Genomic DNA, 18,591 nt, shown 5'->3' with positions numbered 1-18,591 from the left:
ACCCCCTTTTCATTCGGGTCACACTAGTTATCCGCTTGCGCCTTAGCCGACTCATAAAGACAAATGCTTGCGGCAGTTGCGAGGTTAAGAGATTCTGCGCGTCCACGCAGTGGAATCCGCACCCGCATGTCTGCTTCCTCCAGCAGCTCGCCGAGCCCGTGTGCCTCATTGCCAAATAGCCACGCTGTTGGCTGAGACAAGCCTGCCTCCGCTAGGTCCACTTCACCGTCGGCAGCAGTTGCCACAATCTGCATGCCCGACTTACGCAGCTGACCCAACACGTCTTTAATATTGGGGTCCCGCGCTACAGGTACGTGAAACAGCGAGCCGGCCGAAGCGCGCGCTACTTTGCAGCTGAGGGGATCAACGGTCTCACCTGCGAAGATGACACCATCGGCGCCCATTGCATCCGAGGTTCTAATCAAGGTGCCGGCATTGCCCGGCTCAGAAGTCAGCACGGGAACGGAAACGAGGCTTGGTTTGCCGTTCAGGATTTTGCCCGCGGACCAGCGCACCGGATTGCAAAGCGCAAAGAGCCCCGTAGTCGTGGCTGTATCGGAAAGATGCTTAGCCGCCTTATCGGTGATGGGATGGACGTACACTCCCATGTAACCGCATGCAGTGATGATGTCACCAAAACGATCTGCCGCCTTCTCAGTAACAAAAACGTCGACTGCAGCGCCGGTAGATACCGCCGCGTCTACCGCATTCTCTCCCTCAATGAGGAATTGCTTCGCCTTCTTCCGGTTAGCCGCACGGTGCAGCTTAGCTGCGTTAACAATGCGCGGAGTGCGTTCAGTAAAGGCAGAGTCAAAATCCAAATTCATGGCTACTACCCTACCTGCCAATTCCTTCTTCTCAGACTCACCCCTGAGTCCCTTATAAGAACGAAAATTCCTGTTGCCGCACGGCAACAGGATCGCACAGGTAAGTTCTACTTAGCGAGGGGGACGCCGCGGGCGTCCTTGTCGTAATCACCGGCACCGGCGATGATCATGATGAACTCAATAAACACCCAAAGACCGAGGATGGCCCAGAAGGCGAATCCGAGCAAGAACCAGAAGGTAGCCCAGCCCAAGATATTGAGCACCAACTGTGACACGCCGAAAGTCGTACGGCCAGTGTAGAAGTTGTGTGCGCCGAAAGAGCCTAGGAAAAAGCACAATAGCAAGGTGGCGATCCACGACTTCTGCTGGCCCGGAGCCACATACTGTTGCTGCACCGGGTAAGCACCCATGTTGGGTTGCGGTGCATAGCCTTGGCCATACTGCGGCTGGTAGTTAGCTTGCTGGTTATAAGGGTTGTACTGCTGACCATGGTTATTGTAATCGGACGGGCCAGAGTACTCGCCATTATCAGGTTGGTAGTCTCCGTTTGGATTCGTCATAGGAAATGTTCTCCTGGGTCTCGGCTTTCACGGGGTCTGGGATAAATCTAGCATGTGAGGCCGAGCACCCTAGTTAAACAAAGGTAACGAAAACCAAAATGCCCGCATACCCCGGTTAACAAGGCCGGAGAATGCGGGCACGAAAGCTCTAATGATTAGGCAGCCTTAGGAGCGTTTACGTCCTCAGGCAGAGCAGCCTTGGCAGCCTCGCACAGTGCGGAGAATGCCTCGAAGTCATTAACAGCAAGCTCAGCGAGGATCTTGCGGTCAACCTCGATCTCAGCCAGGCGCAGGCCGTGGATGAGGCGGTTGTAGGTGATGTCGTTCATGCGGGCAGCAGCGTTGATGCGCTGGATCCACAGCTTACGGAACTCAGACTTACGGGCGCGGCGATCGCGGTAAGCGTAAGTCATGGAGTGCAGCCACTGCTCCTTCGCCTTACGGTACAGGCGGGAACGCTGGCCGCGGTAGCCCTTAGCGGACTTCAGAATCGCGCGACGCTTCTTCTTGGCGTTAACTGAGCGCTTTACTCGTGCCACAGTGATACTTCCTTAATTCAGATTGTGATGGCGGATGTGGGTTGATTCGGCGCTACTAAGCGCGGCCGAGCAGACGCTTTACGCGCTTGGTGTCAGGCTTTGCGACTGCCTCGGTGCCCTTCAGGCGGCGGGTACGCTTGGACGGCTTGCCTTCCAGCAGGTGGCGGCGGCCAGCCTGCTCACGGCGCAGCTTGCCGGAACCGGTCACCTTGATACGCTTGGCGGTGCCCTTGTGGGTCTTCTGCTTCATGAGTATTAAGTCCTTAAATCCTACGTGGAATCTGGTCTACTTCTTGCCCTTGCGAACCGGACCCAAGACCATGGTCATATTGCGACCATCCTGCTTGGGGCGCGACTCAACGACGCCAACTTCGGCAACGTCATCAGCCAAACGCTCCAAGAGGCGGAAACCGAGCTCCGGGCGCGATTGCTCACGACCGCGGAACATGATGGTCACCTTGACCTTGGATCCCTTCTCGAGGAAGCGGACTACGTTACCCTTTTTGGTCTCATAATCGTGATCATCGATCTTTGGACGGAACTTCTGTTCCTTCACCACGGTTTGCTGCTGGTTCTTACGGGCCTCGCGAGCCTTCTGAGCCTGCTCGTACTTGAACTTGCCGTAGTCCATGATCTTGGCCACTGGGGGCTTTGCCTTCGGAGCTACCTCGACTAGGTCAAGGTCAGCCTCGTATGCAAGCTTGCGAGCATCATCGGTACGGACGATGCCCACCTGTTCACCACCGGGGCCTACCAAACGGACCTCGGGTACTCGGATACGCTCATTGATGCGAGCTTCAGCGCTGATTGTGGTTCTCCTCGATTAGGGGGTGTATGAGTTAGTAGTTCACCTACCGGGACCACAAACGAAGCAAACCCGGTCTGCCATAGACAGCCGGGAGTTCTCACAGTGCCAAGCATGAATGCTTGGTTACCTTTACCTTTATCCTACGAAGCGTGTTCGCGGCATCGGGTGGGAGAAGCTCCGCTTGTGACCCACGAACCTCGACAAGGCGTCATGGGCGGTAGTGCCTTTGACACTAGCAGCTCCTCCCCCTCCTACCAAATTGCTACGTTCCTAGCGGGTTTTACAATGGGCGACTGCTTTAATGTCCCCTGCATCTACCCCAGTATCCACGATATCTACCAGCTGATGGGCGAGGTACTTAACCGCTGGTTCGGCATCGGCGTAGTCCTCCCCGTCCATCACGACAGATAGCGCTACTCCCACGCGCTTTCCATCCACCTCATGAACTCCAAACTGACGGTAGGTGTACTCGTTTTCTTCCTCATCCAGACCCCAACCACTTTTCGCACGGGTTCGCGGCTGCGCAGACAGACCTACCCTTTGCCAGGACACAATGTCTTTGAGCACCTTGTGGACGTAGTCCGCTTCTGGAATGCACGGCAGTTCAGCGCCAAATACTGCTTGGTCCTTTAACTCCCAGGTGGAATATCCAAAAGCGGAGTCATGAATATCTGCGTGTGATCCGTAGTCGTCGAGTAAAGCTTTGACCGCATTTTCTGCCGAGCCCTCGCGCCATTGCACCTGCGACCACAAGGCAAAAGCGGCATCATTATCAGATTCCTTGATAGCCAAGTCCACCAAGCTTTTATCCGCACCGTCTTTGAGCGCCGCAATGGCGATGGGCACCTTGATGGTGGACCACACTGGCCCCTCACCTTTATCGCCCGCCGCAAAAGTGTCTTCACCTGCGGAAATGGCGACCCCTACCTTTGCATGATACTTCTTTGCGGTTTTGTCCACCGCACGGTCAAGCTGAGCACGCACCTCAGCTGGATCCGGCACCGCAGAGGTAGTCGTTGACACTGGGGCATCTTCTATCTTGGGGTCGCTAGAGCAGGCACTCATGGTACACAGACCGAGAGCTGCGAGCAGGCTAACTACAAGGCGGATATTTTTCACGCTTTGCCCTACTTCAACATGCCCTTTAGGTAGCCACCGGTATAGGAGCCATCTACTTGCGCAACGTCTTCAGGGGTTCCCTGCGCCACAACGGTACCGCCGCCCGCACCGCCTTCCGGGCCCATATCAACAATCCAGTCCGCTGCCTTGATGACATCAAGGTTATGTTCAATAACAAGCACCGAATTACCCTTGTCCACCAAGCCTTGGATAACCAGCATCAGCTTGCGAATATCCTCAAAGTGCAGTCCAGTAGTCGGCTCATCCAGAATGTAAATCGTCCTACCGTTGGTACGCTTTTGCAGCTCGGAAGCTAGCTTGACGCGCTGCGCCTCGCCGCCGGAAAGCGTAGTAGCAGCTTGGCCGAGGCGTACATAACCCAAGCCGACGTCGACAAGCGTGGCAAGGTAGCGGTGAATGGAGTTGATGGGTTCAAAGAAGTCCGCTGCCTCAGAGATTGGCATGTCTAGAACCTCGGCAATGTTTTTGCCCTTGTAGTGCACCTCCAAGGTTTCGCGGTTATAGCGTGCTCCTTCACACACCTCACACGGCACATAAACATCTGGAAGGAAATTCATCTCGATCTTGATGGTGCCATCGCCCTGGCACGCCTCACAGCGCCCGCCCTTGACATTAAAGGAGAAGCGTCCAGCCTTGTAGCCGCGGACTTTTGCTTCCTGGGTTTCGGCAAAAAGGTTACGGATTTTGTCAAAGACACCCGTGTAGGTCGCCGGGTTAGAACGCGGGGTACGGCCAATCGGACTTTGGTCAACTTGCACCAGCTTATCTAGGTGCTCCACACCTTCGACGCGCTTGGCACGGCCGGGAACCTGGCGGGCGCGGTTAAGTTTATTGGCCAAAGTCTTAGCCAAAATCTCATTGACCACGGTGGATTTACCCGAGCCAGACACACCAGTAATGCATACTAGGACTCCCAGCGGGATTTCCACGTTGATGCCCTTGAGATTATTCTCCCGCGCACCCACTACCTTCAGGGTGCGGTCCTTATCGATCTCCCGGCGGTGGTCCGGTACGGCAAGCGCCTTTTTGCCGGAAAGGTACTGGCCGGTGAGGGACTCTTCTACCTGTTCGATTCCGGCTGGTTCACCTTGGTAGACCACTTCGCCGCCATATTCGCCCGCACGAGGGCCCACATCGACGAGCCAATCTGATTCCCGGATGGTGTCCTCATCATGTTCGACCACGATGAGGGTGTTTCCAATATCACGCAGGCGTTGCAGGGTCTTGATAAGCCGCTGGTTATCGCGCTGGTGCAAACCAATGGATGGCTCATCGAGTACATAGAGGACTCCGGCCAAGCCGGAGCCAATCTGAGTAGCCAGACGGATACGTTGCGCCTCACCGCCGGAAAGCGTAGACGCGCCGCGATCGAGCGTGAGGTAATTCAAACCGACGTCCAGGAGGAAACGCAGGCGGGCTTGAGTCTCCTTAAGCACTGCCCCGGCAATGATTTCCTCACGGTGCCCCAGCACCAGGGAGTCTAGGAACTCAGAGGCGTCTTCAATAGAGAGCGCACAAAGCCCGGCAATGGACTGCTCACCGTGAGTCGTGGAGGCCAAGCGGACGGCCAAGATCTCCGGCTTCAGCCGGGTGCCCTTACAGGTGCTACATGGCACGCGGCGGGTATATTGCAGCAGGCGATCCTTTTGGGATTGAGAATCGGTAGTTTCCAGCTTGCGGTGAATAAACCCGGTAGCGCCTTCAAATGGGGCGGTCCAATTACGCTGGCGCCCGTAACGGTTCTTATATCGAACCTGGACTTCCTCATCGGTGCCATAGATCAGCGCGTGGCGCTGTTCCTCGGTTAATTCACTCACCGGAGTTTTGGGGTCAAACCCCATAGCCTTGCCTAAACCCTCTACTAGCTTGACAAAGTAGCGGGAATTGGGGCTGGAGTGCCACGGTTGAATGGCATCTACAGCTGGAGCATCTGGATCCGGAATGAGCAGATCAACATCAACTTCCAATTTGGTACCCAGGCCATCACACACCGGGCAGGAGCCAAACGGAGCATTGAAGGAAAAGGCACGGGGCTCGTATTCTTCAATGGTCAACGTGTGGCCATTCGGACAGGCCGCCTTCTCCGAATAGGTATGGGTGAGTTCTTCCCTATCCACGAACTCAATGGTGACTAGACCATCTGCCAAGCGCAGCGCTGTTTCCACCGAATCCGTTAAGCGTTGCTTTTGCGAGGCCTTTACCTGCAGGCGATCAACCACTACCTCAATATTGTGCTTGATCTGCTTCTTCAACTTGGGCGGATCGCTTAGCTGATAGGTCTCCCCGTCCACTCGGACGCGGGAATAGCCCTGAGCGGACAAATCCTGGAAGAGATCAACAAACTCGCCTTTGCGCTTGCGCACCACCGGTGCGAGCACCTGAAACTTCAGTTTCTCTTCCAGCGCCAGCACGGCATCGACGATTTGCTGTGGCGTTTGGCGCTCGATTACGGCATCACACTTTGGGCAGTGTGGCGTTCCGGCACGGGAGAAGAGCAAACGCAGGTAATCATAGATCTCCGTAATCGTGCCCACCGTAGAACGCGGATTATGGTTGGTGGACTTTTGATCGATAGACACTGCGGGTGACAGACCGTCAATAAACTCCACATTAGGCTTGTCCATCTGCCCCAAAAACATGCGGGCATAAGAACTCAAGGATTCTACGTAGCGGCGCTGGCCTTCTGCGAAGATGGTGTCAAAAGCCAGCGAAGATTTACCAGATCCGGAAAGACCAGTAAAAACAACCATTTTATCGCGAGGGATATCGATATCCACGCCCTTGAGGTTGTGCTCGCGGGCACCGCGCACCACCAAACGATCAGCCACTGTGCTCAGACCTCCAGTACTAGGGATTGCAATCTTCCCTCGAATGTACCCGTAGGCTGGGACACATGACTAACGAGCTTCAGTTACATCAGATTTCTGTGTCCGAGATGGACAATAACTGCTACCTTTTGCAGGCGGGCGAAGAAGGCTTGCTTGTCGACGCCGCCGATGACGCCCCCGCACTCCTCGACATGGCCCAGAAGGCCGGCGTTAAAACCACCGCGGTACTAACCACCCACCGCCACTGGGACCACGTACGCGCACTCAAAGAGGTTCTCTCTGAGACCGGCGCTATCCACTACGCGTCCTTCCTTGATTCTCCGGCTATCCCAGCCGAGGTAGACGTTGAGCTCCGCGAAGGCGACTCCATCAAGTTCGCGGGCCTCGACCTCCCCATCATCATCTTGCGCGGCCACACCCCAGGCGGCGCCGCACTAGTTACAAACATCGATGGCGTAATTAATCTTTTCGTGGGCGATTCACTCTTCCCGGGCGGCTTGGGCAAGACCACCCCTGAAGGTGACTTCGTACGCCTGTATAAGGACGTCACCGCGCGCATCTTTGATGAGTTCCCGGACAATACGATCGTGCGCCCCGGTCACGGCAAGTCCACTACCTTGGGCGAGGAGCGCCCCAAGCTGGAAGACTGGTGGGAGCGCCGCTGGTGATCCAGTGGCCAATTTCCGCGTACAATGGTCTAGCACACGATAGGTCTAAAACAACGAGCTAAGGAGCTTTAAGGACTATGATTCGCAAGCTTGCCCGCCCCATGCTGGCATCTGTATTTGTATGGGAAGGCGTAGACAACCTGCGCAACGCGTCCGAGCATGTAAAGGAAACCGAAGGTTTCCTCAAGAGCGTGCGCAAGGCCGTTCCTTCTGAGTACCAGGGCTATATTCCCAATGACCCGGAACTGGTTACCCGCGCTATTGGCGGCGCTAAGGTAGGCGCCGGCTCCACCTTGGCTCTGGGCAAGGCACCGCGCACCTCCGCTGCGGTTCTGGCCGCCGCAACTCTGCCCAACTTGATTGCTAAGAACAACTTCTGGGCTGCAGATAACAAGGAAGACAAGGAAACTCGCCGCAACGGCTTCCTTACCAATACCGCTTTGCTCGGCGCCTTGTTTATCGCTACCCAGGACACCGAGGGCAAGCCTTCCCTTCGTTGGCGCGCACAAAAGGCTGGTCAGCGCACGAACAAGAAAATTCAGCAGGCGCTGCCTACCAAGTCTGAGTCCGAGCAGAAGCGCGAAGAGCTCTCCGCCCGTGCCAACGAGGTTTCCACCAAGGCCGGCGACTGGATCAACGAAACCTCTGCAAAGGCACAGGCTTATGTAGATGACAACAAGGATGACTGGCAGTCCACCGGCCGCGGGTTGCTCGATACCGCAAAGTCTTACGTTGACGATGCCAAGACTTATGTTGAAGACAATAAGGACGATTGGCAGGAGTCTGGCCGCGATTTGCTGGGCAACGCAAAGTCCTTCATTGAGGACTCTGTCGATAATGCCAAGACCTATGTTGAAGATAACAAGCGTGACTGGCTTGAGGCCGCACAAGCCAATCGCGACACCGCCCGTACCGGTGCTGTAAAGGCCGCTACCAAGGCTCAGGCACGTGCAGATAAGGCCGTCGCCAAGCTGGATGGTGCGAAGTCCAAGCGCGCAAGCAAGAAGGCTTCCAAGCATGCTGAGAAGCTGCAAAAAGAGGCAAATAAGAAGATTGAGGCAGCAATCAAGAAGCTGGAAAAGCGCTCTAAGTAGCCACAACTTCTGCGGCCGAATAACTCGGCAGTGACACACGGCCCAGCCTTATGCTGGGCCGTTGTTCTTTGTCATGGCAGGGTCTAAACTCATCTCTCCCCTTGCCGGACAGCGTGCCCGGCCCATCCCCATCAACGTCCAATTACCAAGGAGTCACGTGAACTCAGCATCCAATAGGCACGCGGCGGCTGCAGGTTCCTCGGAGCGCACAGCCATCGCTACTGAGCAAGATTATGTGGACGGACTATTTTCGCGCCTCGACGATGAGGTGGCGGCAGCCAATAAAAGGCTTAATGAGGTACAGGCGGATGTAGATCCCTCCACGCCGGACGCGGACGCCTTGGTGCGCCGAGAAACCGAATACCACGGGCTGCAGGCAAAACTTGATCGTCTCAATGTGGCCCAAATGGGCCTAGTCTTTGGCCGCATTGATATCGACGCTCCCGGCGATAATCCCACCCCCGAAGGCCTAGACCGCCGCTACATCGGCCGCATGGGACTAGATGCACGCGAAGATGACTATCGCACACTGCTTTTAGACTGGCGTGCCCCCATGGCGCGCCCTTTCTATCTCGCTACCACGGCCCAACCGGAAGGCGTCCACACCCGTCGCCAAATTCGCACCAAGGGACGCACCGTCACCGGAATACACGATGAGGTTCTTTCCGGCCCCAGTGTGCGAGAAGAAGAAGCAGGCGTCGCGAGCGAATCGGCGCTCTACCACGCCATGCAACGGGCACGTACCGGCCACATGGCGTCAATCGTGGAGACCATCCAGCGAGAGCAAGACGAGATTATCCGCGATAACACCCGCGGCGTCATGGTAGTAGAAGGCGGCCCAGGTACGGGTAAGACCGCTGTTGCTCTGCACCGTGTGGCTTACCTGCTCTATACCCACCGCGAACTACTTTCTGCCACGGGTGTCCTCATCGTGGGCCCTAATAGCAGCTTTTTGGACTATATTTCACGGGTGCTGCCAGAACTGGGCGAGACTGGCGTGGTGCTATCAACCATCGGCGGGCTCTTCCCCGGAATCGAACCAGAACACGAGGAAGACCTCGTCGCTCGCGAAATCAAAGGTAGTGCCGCCATGGTGGAGATTCTCTCCACCGCGGTCAAGGACTATCAGCTTCTTCCTGCCGCCCCATGCGAGCTGGCAATTGATGGCCTCAGCTTAAGCGTTACGCCCGGCATGGTGAAAAGAGCCCGCACTCGGGCCCGGCGCTCGCGAAAGCCACACAATGAGGCTCGCGGTGCCTTTATTGAGCACCTCGTAGAAGACCTTGCATTGCAGATGGCTGAAAAGGTCGGGGCGGATCCGCTCGGCGGGAAGAACCTCCTTTCGCGCGCCGATATCGATCAATTCCACGATGACCTTGCAGAAGATACGGCCGTTACTGCATTGATCGATGAGTTCTGGCCCGAGCTCCACCCCACCGACGTGCTTGCTGGCCTATTCTCCTCACCTGAGCGCATTGCCTCTGCTGCCCGCGGGTACGACGATGAAACTCAAGAGGCGCTCTACCGAGAACAAGGGCGAGCATGGACAGATTCGGATGCCGCCCTCCTAGATGAGCTAGCCGTCCTCATCGGCCTGCCCAACCCTGAGGAAAAGAAGGCAGCCGATGATGCTGCGTGGCGCGAACAAGTGGCAGAAGCAGAAGACGCCCTAGATATCTTGTCTTCTTCCGAGTCCACAGATAATGACGATGACATGTTTGAAGCGGAAATTCTTTCTGCCCATGATGTCATCGACGCCGAGACCTTGGCACACCGTCAGGAGGTACGCGATAAGCGCACCACTGCCCAACGCGCCCGCGAAGACCATACGTGGGCGTATGGTCATATCATCGTGGACGAAGCCCAGGAATTAACTCCCATGGAGTGGCGGATGCTCTTTCGTCGTTGCCCTTCACGGTGGATGACCTTGGTGGGCGATACTTCCCAGACCGGCTCACCGGCGGGTGTTGATGATTGGGGCGAGGCTCTGGAGCCGTTCGTGGCGCAGCGCTTCCGCCACCATTTTCTCACCGTCAACTATCGCACCCCGCAGCCCATCACTGAGCTGGCTAATGGACTATTAGAGATGATTAACCCTGATGCCATCCCGGCTACAGCCATCCGTGATGGCGTGCAGGTGCGCCGACTTGCACAGGGCAGCTACACCCCTGGTGTACACAGGGAGGCAGACGGCAGGCTCACAGCAGTTATTGACGCCGCCACGGCAGAACGCTTTAAAGGCTTAGAGTTTGACCATGTGGTGGTACTCGATCCGCAGAGGATCGTCGATGCCTCCCCGCAGGGTTTGCAGAATCTCTATGTCTGCATCACTCGTGCTACCCAGTCGCTTACCCTCGTCGGTGACTGCGGCGAAGTTCTTTAGGCTCCCGTAAGCTTTAGGCCATGGCCTTATCTGACATTGCGCGCAAAACTGAAAGCTCGCTGAACACCTTTACTTTGAAGCGTTCTCTACGGCGGGGATGGAAGCCCCAGATTGTGGGCTATACCGGGTATGGCACCACCGAGCAAGTAAGGGTTGTTGGCCGCGTACTCATGCACGATCCTGATGAAGGCAAAAAGGATTCCTGGGGTGAACGCGGCTACCAGCAGTTTCTTACTATTCAGGTGGGAAACCACGACATTTCAGTGACTATTGGTGAAAAGACCGTCGCGGGCACAACCAATAGCAACGGGTACGTTGACATCCTCGTTCACGAACATGGGTTAGAACCTGGTTGGCATACGGCAACGATCGAGGCCGCCAACGCGCAAGCCGTGGAAGTCCAGGTGCTCATCGTGGATCCGAGCGCCAAGATTGGCATCATCAGCGATATTGATGACACGGTTTTAGTTACGTGGCTGCCACGTGCGTTGACAGCGGCGTGGAACTCTTGGGCTAAGCGCCCCAGCAAGCGACAGGCCGTTGCTGGAATGGCCGAGTTCTATGCTCAGCTGCAACAGCGATTCCCAAAGGCCCCAGTGTTCTATCTTTCTACGGGAGCATGGAATACTTTTGGCTCGCTGAAAAAATTCCTGTCCCATCATAATTTCCCCGCAGGCCCCATGCTGCTCACGGACTGGGGCCCAACTGAGACGGGCCTTTTCCGCAGCGGACAAGAACATAAGCGGGTTCAGCTACGCAATCTACTCATTGCTTACCCGGACATGCAATGGATCCTGATCGGCGATGACGGACAGCACGATCCATTGACTTACGGCGATGTGGCTAACGAGCACCCGGACCGGATTCACTCCGTGATCATCCGCAATCTAAGCCCGCAGGAGCAGCTGCTCTCGCATGGCTCCCTGAGCCCCCTGGCAGATGCCAATGAAGAGGGCCATTTCACAATCCCACTGATTCAGGGCGCAAACGGCAGTGCCCTTGCCGCAGCCTTCAACGCCGCGCACCCCACGGAGTAAGCAGCGCTTAACGACGAAACCCGCCTTGGCCTCTTTAACAAGACCAAGGCGGGTTCAATCACCACATTTAGCTGACAGTGTGAACGATCATCACGTCGCAGTCCGACTGGCGAGCAACGTCTGCAGGTACGGAGCCCAGCAGGCGGCCGGTCAGGGAGTTGATGCCGCGGTTACCCACGATGAGCAGGTCAGCATCGTTGTCATTGACGATGGACATCAGGGCCTGCACCGGAGTACCAGGGCGAACAGCGGTTTCGACCTTAGAAGCACCGAACTTCTCGGCGTGAGCCTTGGCGTCCTTCAGGTTAGCCTCGGCCTTCTCATCGCCCAAAATGGTAACGGAATCCTGGCGCAGGGTCTTGGAAGCCTGCTCCTGGTTCTCGTAGTAAGCACAACCGATGATCAGATTGGAATCGAATGCGGCGGCAATCTTTGCTGCTCGCTCTACAGCGAGGAGGGAAGACTTAGAACCGTCAGTACCGACAACGATCGAGTTGTAGTCGCTCATGATGACCTTTCTTTGTGGGAATGTACCCGGTGTGTTTATTTAGCCTGCAGGGGCATTACTGCCAGTGTAACAACGAGAAACGATTAACGTTCCTCGGTGGTATTAACTACGACGACGTCTACCGTTGACTTGTGGGTTAGTTCCGTTGGCACAGAACCGAAGACTCGACCACGGACGGAATTCACGCCGCGGTTGCCCACAACGAACAGGTCCACATCATAGTCCTGGCCTACTTCTAACAAGGCTTTTACTGGGTCTCCAGATTTTCCTACGATTTCAATGTGCTCCGCACCTTCCGATTCGGCGATACGGGTGGCATTGGTCAAATAGGTCCCAGCCATGTCCTCACTTACAACGGGCAGACCGGCTTCGTCGCCCCTCGGAGCGCCAAGCATGGATCCAGCGTGGTTATAAAAGGCTGAGATAATAATCAGCTTGGCGTCGTACGCCCGTGCCATGGACGCCGCTGCGCGAACCGCGCGCAGGGAGGTTTCAGAGCCATCGGTGCCGACGGCAATGTTTTTATAGGTAAGCATCATTCTCCTTGCAGTTGAACCATTTCACAGTGACAACTAAACGGCGCTTCTGGCACCTATTCAGTATAACTAGCGCAGCCGTTTAGAGAAGCACCCGCAGAATCAATCAGCACACTTTTAGGGGGAGAAAACTAAATCCCCGCTTCTTTCAAGCCGCGCAACTCCTTCTTCAAATCGGCAATCTCATCGCGTAGGCGGCCGGCCAGCTCGAATTTGAGCTCACGCGCGGCTGCACCCATTTGGGCCGAGAGGTCGTCGATAAGCGCCTGCACCTCATCGGTAGCCATACTAGAAATATCCCGCTTTTCCACCATGGCGGAAGGATCGGAATTAGCCTCCTCGTCTCCGCCGTCTTCATAGACCTGGTCAAGGATATCCGCGATCTTTTTACGCAACGGCTGCGGATCAATGCCATGTTCCCGGTTATAGGCAATCTGCTTCTCACGGCGCCGTTCCGTCTCCTCAATTGCCTCTTGCATAGAGTCGGTGATTTTATCGGCATACATGATGACCTCGCCAGACACGTTACGGGCAGCACGGCCAATGGTCTGAATGAGCGAAGTTGTAGAGCGCAGGAAGCCTTCTTTGTCCGCATCCAAAATGGCAACGAGCGAGACCTCAGGAAGGTCAAGGCCCTCGCGCAGAAGGTTAATGCCCACGAGAACATCGAATTCTCCCAAGCGCAATTGCCGCAATAATTCGACGCGCTGCAAGGTATCGATATCCGAGTGCAGGTAGCGCACCTTTATCCCCTGCTCCAACAGATAGTCAGTAAGGTCCTCTGCCATACGCTTAGTCAGCGTGGTCACCAACACACGCTCTTGCTTCGATATGCGAGTGCGCACCTCATCAATGAGGTCATCAATCTGCCCTTTGGTGGGCTTGACAGTAACCTTCGGATCCACCAGACCAGTCGGGCGAATTACCTGCTCTACGTATTCGCCATCCGAGGACGTAAGCTCGAAATCGCCTGGGGTGGCGGACATGTATACGGTTTGTCCGACCCGCTGTTCAAACTCATCAAAGGTCAACGGGCGGTTATCCACTGCGGACGGCAAACGGAAACCGAATTCGACCAAGTTGCGCTTGCGCGACATATCGCCCTCGAACATGCCGCCAATCTGTGGAACTGTAACGTGTGACTCATCGATGATGGTGAGAAAATCCTCTGGGAAGTAATCGAGTAGCGTAGCCGGCGCTGAGCCAGCCGGACGACCATCGACGTGACGGGAGTAGTTCTCGATACCGGAGCAGAAACCTACCTGCTCGATCATCTCCAGATCGTATTCGGTGCGCATGCGCAGACGTTGCGCTTCAAGCAGCTTGCCGCGGTTTTCTAGATCCTCCAAGCGCTCAGCCAATTCCTCTTTAATCGCTGCCACGGCCTTTTCCATGCGTTCGGGCCCGGCCACGTAGTGCGTGGCCGGGAAGATGCGAACCTCATCTACTTCCTCTATGACATCGCCAGTCACGGGGTGAATGTAATACAGGGAATCGATATCGTCGCCGAAGAATTCAATGCGCACCGCACGTTCCTCGTAGGCCGGAATGATATCTACCGTATCGCCCTTGGCGCGGAAGGTGCCGCGGGTAAACCCCACGTCATTGCGTTCATATTGGATATCCACCAGCAGTCGCAGGAACCGATCGCGGTCCAGCTCCTCATCAACAGAAATGATTACCGAGCGATCCAGGTAAGACTGTGGAGTGCCCAAGCCATAAATGCAGGACACGGAAGAGACTACGACCACGTCCCTGCGAGACAATAGTGCCGACGTAGCCGAGTGGCGCAGGCGCTCTACGTCCTCATTGATGGAGGAATCCTTTTCAATATAGGTATCGGTCTGCGCAATATATGCTTCTGGCTGGTAGTAGTCGTAATAAGAAACGAAGTACTCTACTGCGTTATGCGGCAAGAGCTGGCGCAGCTCGTTCGCTAGCTGCGCAGCCAGGGTTTTATTGGGCGCCATCACCAACGTGGGCCGCTGCTGCTTTTCGATGAGCCACGCGGCGGTGGCAGATTTACCGGTACCGGTAGCACCCATCAGCACAACATCGCGCTCATCACGGTTGAGTCTGTCATTGAGCTCTGCGATGGCGGAGGGCTGGTCACCAGCCGGTTCATATTCAGAAACGACCTGAAACTCGCCCGGGGTGCGCTCGACCTCGCTGACAACGCGGTGCTCGGAATTTGGAATAAGGGGATGTTCAGCAGCAAAAGCCATACCCACTACTCTACTGTTTAGGTGGCGCGCCTAGCTACGTTCAGGGCAAGGAGTTCTGCGCGGTGCGAAGCCATTCTTCCAACTCGCCAGTGGTCTCCCACAGCGCATAAACGGAAGACGTCTCGGGCCGCATCGCACTATTGATGCGGCGGCGCAGCCAAGCCTTTGACTGCGGCGTGTACAGGGGCGCGAGATCCTCGCGCTCGATGCCTTCCGGCAGTGCATCAGCCTTTAATTTCAACAAGGCGCCGAGTGCAATCATAGTTTCTGCGTCATCCGAGTCGATAGGCTCTGTGGAACATGATTGCTGAAAGCTTTTGAGATCGAAGGAACCATCCCGCAAGCTCGCGAGTAGTTCTCGCGCCGCGTGATTATCAAAAGGCCCAGTATCCCACGTTCCCACGGCGGGTAGCTTAAGCTGCCCAGGTTAACGAGACTTCGAAATGGCGTAAACTTTAGCTACCCAATGGTTAAATCTTCGGTGACTCCGCTTCAATGCGGTCCAGGACCTCAGTCGTTCGCACACGTAGCTGGTCAAGCGTGCCGTTATTATCAATGACGTGCGTGGCCGCGGCAAGCCGCACCTCATCCGGTACCTGTGCCGCAATGCGACGGCGCGCATCTTCCTCATCTATCCCCCGAAAAGCCACCAGCCGACGGACGCGCTCTTCAGGATCCACATCGACCACAATGACGTAGTCCATGTCTTTGTCCAGGCCATTATCCACCAACAGCGGCATATCATAAACGGCGAAGTCACAGCCATCTCCACGTGCCGTCGCAAATTGCCGCTGTGTCTCCTCTTGGATGCGTGGATGGGTAATAGAGTTCAGCAACTCAGTGTGCTCTTTGTCCGCAAAGGCCCGGCGTGCCAATTCCTTGCGGTTAAGGCTGCCATCCGCCAGCAGGATTTCCTCTCCGAAAGCTGCGGCCAACTCGGATAAAGCAGGCTTCCCAGGCTTCACAACGTCGCGTGCAATGCCATCGGCGTCGACCACTCGCCACCCGCGTTCACGGCACAAGGATGCAACTGTTGACTTACCGCTGCCAATGCCACCTGTAAGGCCAATGAGTTTCATGGTCGCCACCCTACGCGAAAAGGAGCCCCACCATACGCGATGGTGGGGCTCTTCATTGCAATTCAGGAGAAAGCGTCTCTTTTACTCTGCGTCCTCCGCCTTTGGAGAAATGTGCAGCAACACATCGCTCGAGGAAACCTGGCCAGGCTCGCCGGTGACAGTTCCAAACTTGGTGGCGTTAGTAACTACCACAGGGGTAATCAGGTTATAGCCTTTGGAGCGGATAAATTCCGGGTCAAAGGAAATCAATTTATCGCCTGCGGAAACGCGTTGCTTCTTTTCCACATGGACTTCAAAACCTTCGCCTCCCAGCTCCACGGTGTCGAGACCTACGTGAATGAGTAGCTGTACGCCGTTGTCCAAGCTCAGTCCTACCGCATGGCCAGACTTTTGAACGGTGAGCACCTTGCCGTCGGCAGGCGCAAAGACCGCATTGCCCGCCGGCTGGACCGCCATACCCGGGCCCAGCTTTGCCGCGGCGAAAATGGGATCCGGAACTTCCGATAGAGCGACCGCCTCGCCCTCGAGGGGAGATTCCAGCGCAATAGCATCTTTCCCAGCCTGCTTAGTGGCCACGCCGGCAGCAGCAGCGCCTGCGGAGCTGGCGGGAACGGCGCCGCCCTCGATCGCGGGGTCCGTACCATTGCCCTTAAGGAACTTCATCTCTGCGCGAGCAGCTGCATCGTCAACAGTCTCGCCTTGTTCGCGCGCAATGCGCTCCAAGTCAGCTTGCTTTTCTTCTGCCGTGCGGTAGCCGAAGAACAAGGTGAGCAAGAAAGAAGTAAGGAATGCAGTCGTAATACCAAGGACATAGCCCAAATGCGGGGTCATGGCACTGGTGGTCAACGCCGAGGTAAAGACGAAGGCTTCTGCACGGACGTCGAAAAGACCGATGATTGCGCCACCCAAGGCACAACCTGGCAGCAACCGATAGTAGCTGCGGCGGAAGCGCAACAAGATGCCGTACAGGGAAGGTTCCGACACGCCACCTAGGATGCCCGCTGCAAACGCACCGATGGAAACCTGGCGCATAGCATTGTTCTTCTCCTTGAAGGAGATGACCATGACCGCGCCGACGACGCCGAAGCAGGCGAAGTTCCATGCGCCCATCGGTCCTTGAATGAAGTCGTAGCCGTAGGTGGCGATGTTCTGGATCATGATGACGTTCAGCGGCCAGTGCAAGCCCATGGGAACGAGGAACGGGTAAAGCAGCGGAACAACTATAGCCAAGATGAATGGAGAGAAATCATTGATTTGATAAAGGACCCAGGAAATGCCGTTGCCCACGCCAATGCCGAACGGGCCAAGGAGGAAGGCCGTTGCCGGAATCATAATTAGCAGGGAGAAAAATGGTACGAAAACCATTTGTACCGCACTTGGGATAATCTTCTTCAGTCCCTTTTCCACCCAGTACAGGCCGATTGCAGCCAGAATCGGGGGAAATACCTGGGAGCCATAGGAGTTAATAACCAACGGCAGGCCAAAGACATTAGCGGTATCTCCTGCTTCGCCCAGGGACAAAAACTCCGGGGTAAGAAGTGCCGCTGGGATAGCGGCGGAGACCCACATGTTCGCACCCAGCTTCTGAGCCGCGGTCGCACCCACCATTACCGGGAGGAAGTAAAAGACCGACTGGAACATGGCGTGAGCCAAACGGAAGCCTTCCGGCTGCTCATCCAGCGGCGCACGGAAGTCCTGAATACCAAAGGTGTCCGCCAAGATCAGCAGCATGATGATGAGCGAGGCGCCCAACAGTGCCCAGAGAACTGGGCGGAAGGTATCAGAAAGAAACTCGAAGCAGTAATCTACCCAGTCGTACTTGCCACGAACGCCGTCGTACTCCTTCTTGGAGGACGCCGTTTTCTCACCGGAAGCGTGTACACCGGGCTGCTTGATGATTTCGTTGTAGTAGTCAGCAACGCCGCCACCCATGACTACTTGGTAGCCGTGGGCGCCTTGTGGCACGGTGCCTAGCACCGCTGGGTCGCTGTCGAGCTTTCCTTTATCAACTTTCCCCGCATCAGCAAGTTGGAAACGCAAGCGCGTCGCACAGTGCGTCAGCGACGTAATATTGTCAGCGCCGCCGATACTTTCAACGATGTGGGCGGAAGTGTCCTTGGTAGATGCCACTTCTTACTCCTCAGTTCAAATACCACTTATAACCAGTGCAGCACTGGCTATAACGTCATAGTTGAGTATAAGAGGATTCCCACATGAACAAAAGCCCGTTTTGTGGGCTTGCCAGGAGATTTTTGCCTCCCCCTTCTTAACTGCGCTGGTCAGCCACTTAAAAACCTCAAATGGCTCAGCAAACGTTTGCAGGGCCTGTCTCAAAGATCACAAAAGCCGCGCCCACCCC

General features: G+C 55.9%; 17 protein-coding genes. 4 read left to right on the top strand and 13 right to left on the bottom strand.

Annotated features, from left to right (window positions below; genetic code table 11):
• Positions 1-23 precede the first annotated feature (23 nt).
• The 7 genes from MHK04_RS09885 to uvrA all read right to left on the bottom strand — a co-directional run bounded on the left by MHK04_RS09885 (position 24) and on the right by uvrA (position 6,702).
• Positions 24-827 (bottom strand): TrmH family RNA methyltransferase, encoded by an 804-nt coding sequence (locus tag MHK04_RS09885; protein ID WP_239208552.1) that lies wholly within the window; start codon positions 825-827, stop codon positions 24-26.
• Positions 828-934: 107 nt separating this feature from the next.
• Positions 935-1,387, bottom strand: a complete 453-nt coding sequence (locus tag MHK04_RS09880; protein ID WP_239205580.1) for a TM2 domain-containing protein — start codon at positions 1,385-1,387, stop codon at positions 935-937.
• 155 nt (positions 1,388-1,542) lie between these two features.
• Positions 1,543-1,926: a 50S ribosomal protein L20 gene (gene rplT, locus MHK04_RS09875; protein ID WP_005323264.1), complete on the bottom strand. Its 384-nt coding sequence runs from the start codon at positions 1,924-1,926 to the stop codon at positions 1,543-1,545.
• 55 nt (positions 1,927-1,981) lie between these two features.
• On the bottom strand, positions 1,982-2,176 hold the full coding sequence (gene rpmI / locus MHK04_RS09870) for a 50S ribosomal protein L35 (RefSeq protein WP_023021641.1): 195 nt from the start codon (positions 2,174-2,176) through the stop codon (positions 1,982-1,984).
• 36 nt (positions 2,177-2,212) lie between these two features.
• Positions 2,213-2,734 carry a translation initiation factor IF-3 gene (infC, locus tag MHK04_RS09865; protein WP_080970442.1) on the bottom strand — a complete coding sequence of 174 codons (522 nt, stop codon included), beginning with the start codon at positions 2,732-2,734 and terminating at the stop codon, positions 2,213-2,215.
• A gap of 270 nt (positions 2,735-3,004) precedes the next feature.
• The gene (locus MHK04_RS09860; RefSeq protein WP_239208554.1) at positions 3,005-3,853 is read right to left on the bottom strand and encodes a serine hydrolase; all 849 of its coding nucleotides are present in this window, start codon (positions 3,851-3,853) and stop codon (positions 3,005-3,007) included.
• A gap of 8 nt (positions 3,854-3,861) precedes the next feature.
• A complete protein-coding gene (gene uvrA / locus MHK04_RS09855) occupies positions 3,862-6,702 on the bottom strand; it encodes an excinuclease ABC subunit UvrA (RefSeq protein ID WP_239208556.1) in 2,841 nt (946 codons plus the stop codon).
• A gap of 65 nt (positions 6,703-6,767) precedes the next feature.
• Between uvrA and MHK04_RS09850 the strand changes: the two genes are divergently transcribed.
• From MHK04_RS09850 to MHK04_RS09835, 4 genes are all read left to right on the top strand, one after another.
• Positions 6,768-7,370, top strand: a complete 603-nt coding sequence (locus MHK04_RS09850) for an MBL fold metallo-hydrolase (RefSeq protein ID WP_239227054.1) — start codon at positions 6,768-6,770, stop codon at positions 7,368-7,370.
• Positions 7,371-7,447: 77 nt separating this feature from the next.
• Entirely contained in the window at positions 7,448-8,464 is a 1,017-nt protein-coding gene (locus MHK04_RS09845; RefSeq protein WP_200287573.1) for a DoxX family protein, read from the top strand.
• A 157-nt stretch (positions 8,465-8,621) separates the two neighbouring features.
• Positions 8,622-10,847 (top strand): HelD family protein, encoded by a 2,226-nt coding sequence (locus MHK04_RS09840; RefSeq protein ID WP_239208560.1) that lies wholly within the window; start codon positions 8,622-8,624, stop codon positions 10,845-10,847.
• Between the two features lie 20 nt (positions 10,848-10,867).
• Positions 10,868-11,884 carry an App1 family protein phosphatidate phosphatase gene (locus MHK04_RS09835; RefSeq protein WP_023021648.1) on the top strand — a complete coding sequence of 339 codons (1,017 nt, stop codon included), beginning with the start codon at positions 10,868-10,870 and terminating at the stop codon, positions 11,882-11,884.
• Positions 11,885-11,951: 67 nt separating this feature from the next.
• Here MHK04_RS09835 and MHK04_RS09830 read toward each other — a convergent pair whose 3' ends face one another.
• The 6 genes from MHK04_RS09830 to MHK04_RS09805 all read right to left on the bottom strand — a co-directional run bounded on the left by MHK04_RS09830 (position 11,952) and on the right by MHK04_RS09805 (position 18,362).
• Complete coding sequence (locus MHK04_RS09830) at positions 11,952-12,392, bottom strand: universal stress protein (RefSeq protein ID WP_005323273.1); 441 nt, start codon at positions 12,390-12,392, stop codon at positions 11,952-11,954.
• An 83-nt stretch (positions 12,393-12,475) separates the two neighbouring features.
• Entirely contained in the window at positions 12,476-12,928 is a 453-nt protein-coding gene (locus MHK04_RS09825) for a universal stress protein (protein WP_023021649.1), read from the bottom strand.
• A gap of 131 nt (positions 12,929-13,059) precedes the next feature.
• Entirely contained in the window at positions 13,060-15,153 is a 2,094-nt protein-coding gene (gene uvrB, locus MHK04_RS09820) for an excinuclease ABC subunit UvrB (RefSeq protein WP_200287577.1), read from the bottom strand.
• Positions 15,154-15,193: 40 nt separating this feature from the next.
• Positions 15,194-15,556, bottom strand: a complete 363-nt coding sequence (locus MHK04_RS09815; RefSeq protein ID WP_051138343.1) for a DUF4259 domain-containing protein — start codon at positions 15,554-15,556, stop codon at positions 15,194-15,196.
• Between the two features lie 67 nt (positions 15,557-15,623).
• Entirely contained in the window at positions 15,624-16,232 is a 609-nt protein-coding gene (coaE, locus tag MHK04_RS09810; protein ID WP_239208562.1) for a dephospho-CoA kinase, read from the bottom strand.
• An 81-nt stretch (positions 16,233-16,313) separates the two neighbouring features.
• Positions 16,314-18,362, bottom strand: coding sequence for a glucose PTS transporter subunit IIA (locus MHK04_RS09805; protein WP_239208564.1), 2,049 nt, complete (start codon positions 18,360-18,362; stop codon positions 16,314-16,316).
• Between the last annotated feature and the right edge of the window lie 229 nt (positions 18,363-18,591).

Source organism: Corynebacterium nasorum (assembly GCF_022345765.1).
Lineage (GTDB): Bacteria > Actinomycetota > Actinomycetes > Mycobacteriales > Mycobacteriaceae > Corynebacterium > Corynebacterium kefirresidentii.
Note: the sequence above shows the minus strand (reverse complement) of the source record. Positions and strands in the feature narration are given on the sequence as shown.

Coding starts and splice junctions, on each gene's coding strand:
- MHK04_RS09850 (WP_239227054.1), top strand. CDS start 6,768: ATGACTAACGAGCTTCAGTTACATCAGATTTCTGTGTCCGAGATGGAC.
- rpmI (WP_023021641.1), bottom strand. CDS start 2,176: ATGAAGCAGAAGACCCACAAGGGCACCGCCAAGCGTATCAAGGTGACC.
- MHK04_RS09825 (WP_023021649.1), bottom strand. CDS start 12,928: ATGCTTACCTATAAAAACATTGCCGTCGGCACCGATGGCTCTGAAACC.
- coaE (WP_239208562.1), bottom strand. CDS start 16,232: ATGAAACTCATTGGCCTTACAGGTGGCATTGGCAGCGGTAAGTCAACA.
- MHK04_RS09845 (WP_200287573.1), top strand. CDS start 7,448: ATGATTCGCAAGCTTGCCCGCCCCATGCTGGCATCTGTATTTGTATGG.
- uvrB (WP_200287577.1), bottom strand. CDS start 15,153: ATGGCTTTTGCTGCTGAACATCCCCTTATTCCAAATTCCGAGCACCGC.
- MHK04_RS09830 (WP_005323273.1), bottom strand. CDS start 12,392: ATGAGCGACTACAACTCGATCGTTGTCGGTACTGACGGTTCTAAGTCT.
- MHK04_RS09885 (WP_239208552.1), bottom strand. CDS start 827: ATGAATTTGGATTTTGACTCTGCCTTTACTGAACGCACTCCGCGCATT.
- MHK04_RS09880 (WP_239205580.1), bottom strand. CDS start 1,387: ATGACGAATCCAAACGGAGACTACCAACCTGATAATGGCGAGTACTCT.
- MHK04_RS09835 (WP_023021648.1), top strand. CDS start 10,868: ATGGCCTTATCTGACATTGCGCGCAAAACTGAAAGCTCGCTGAACACC.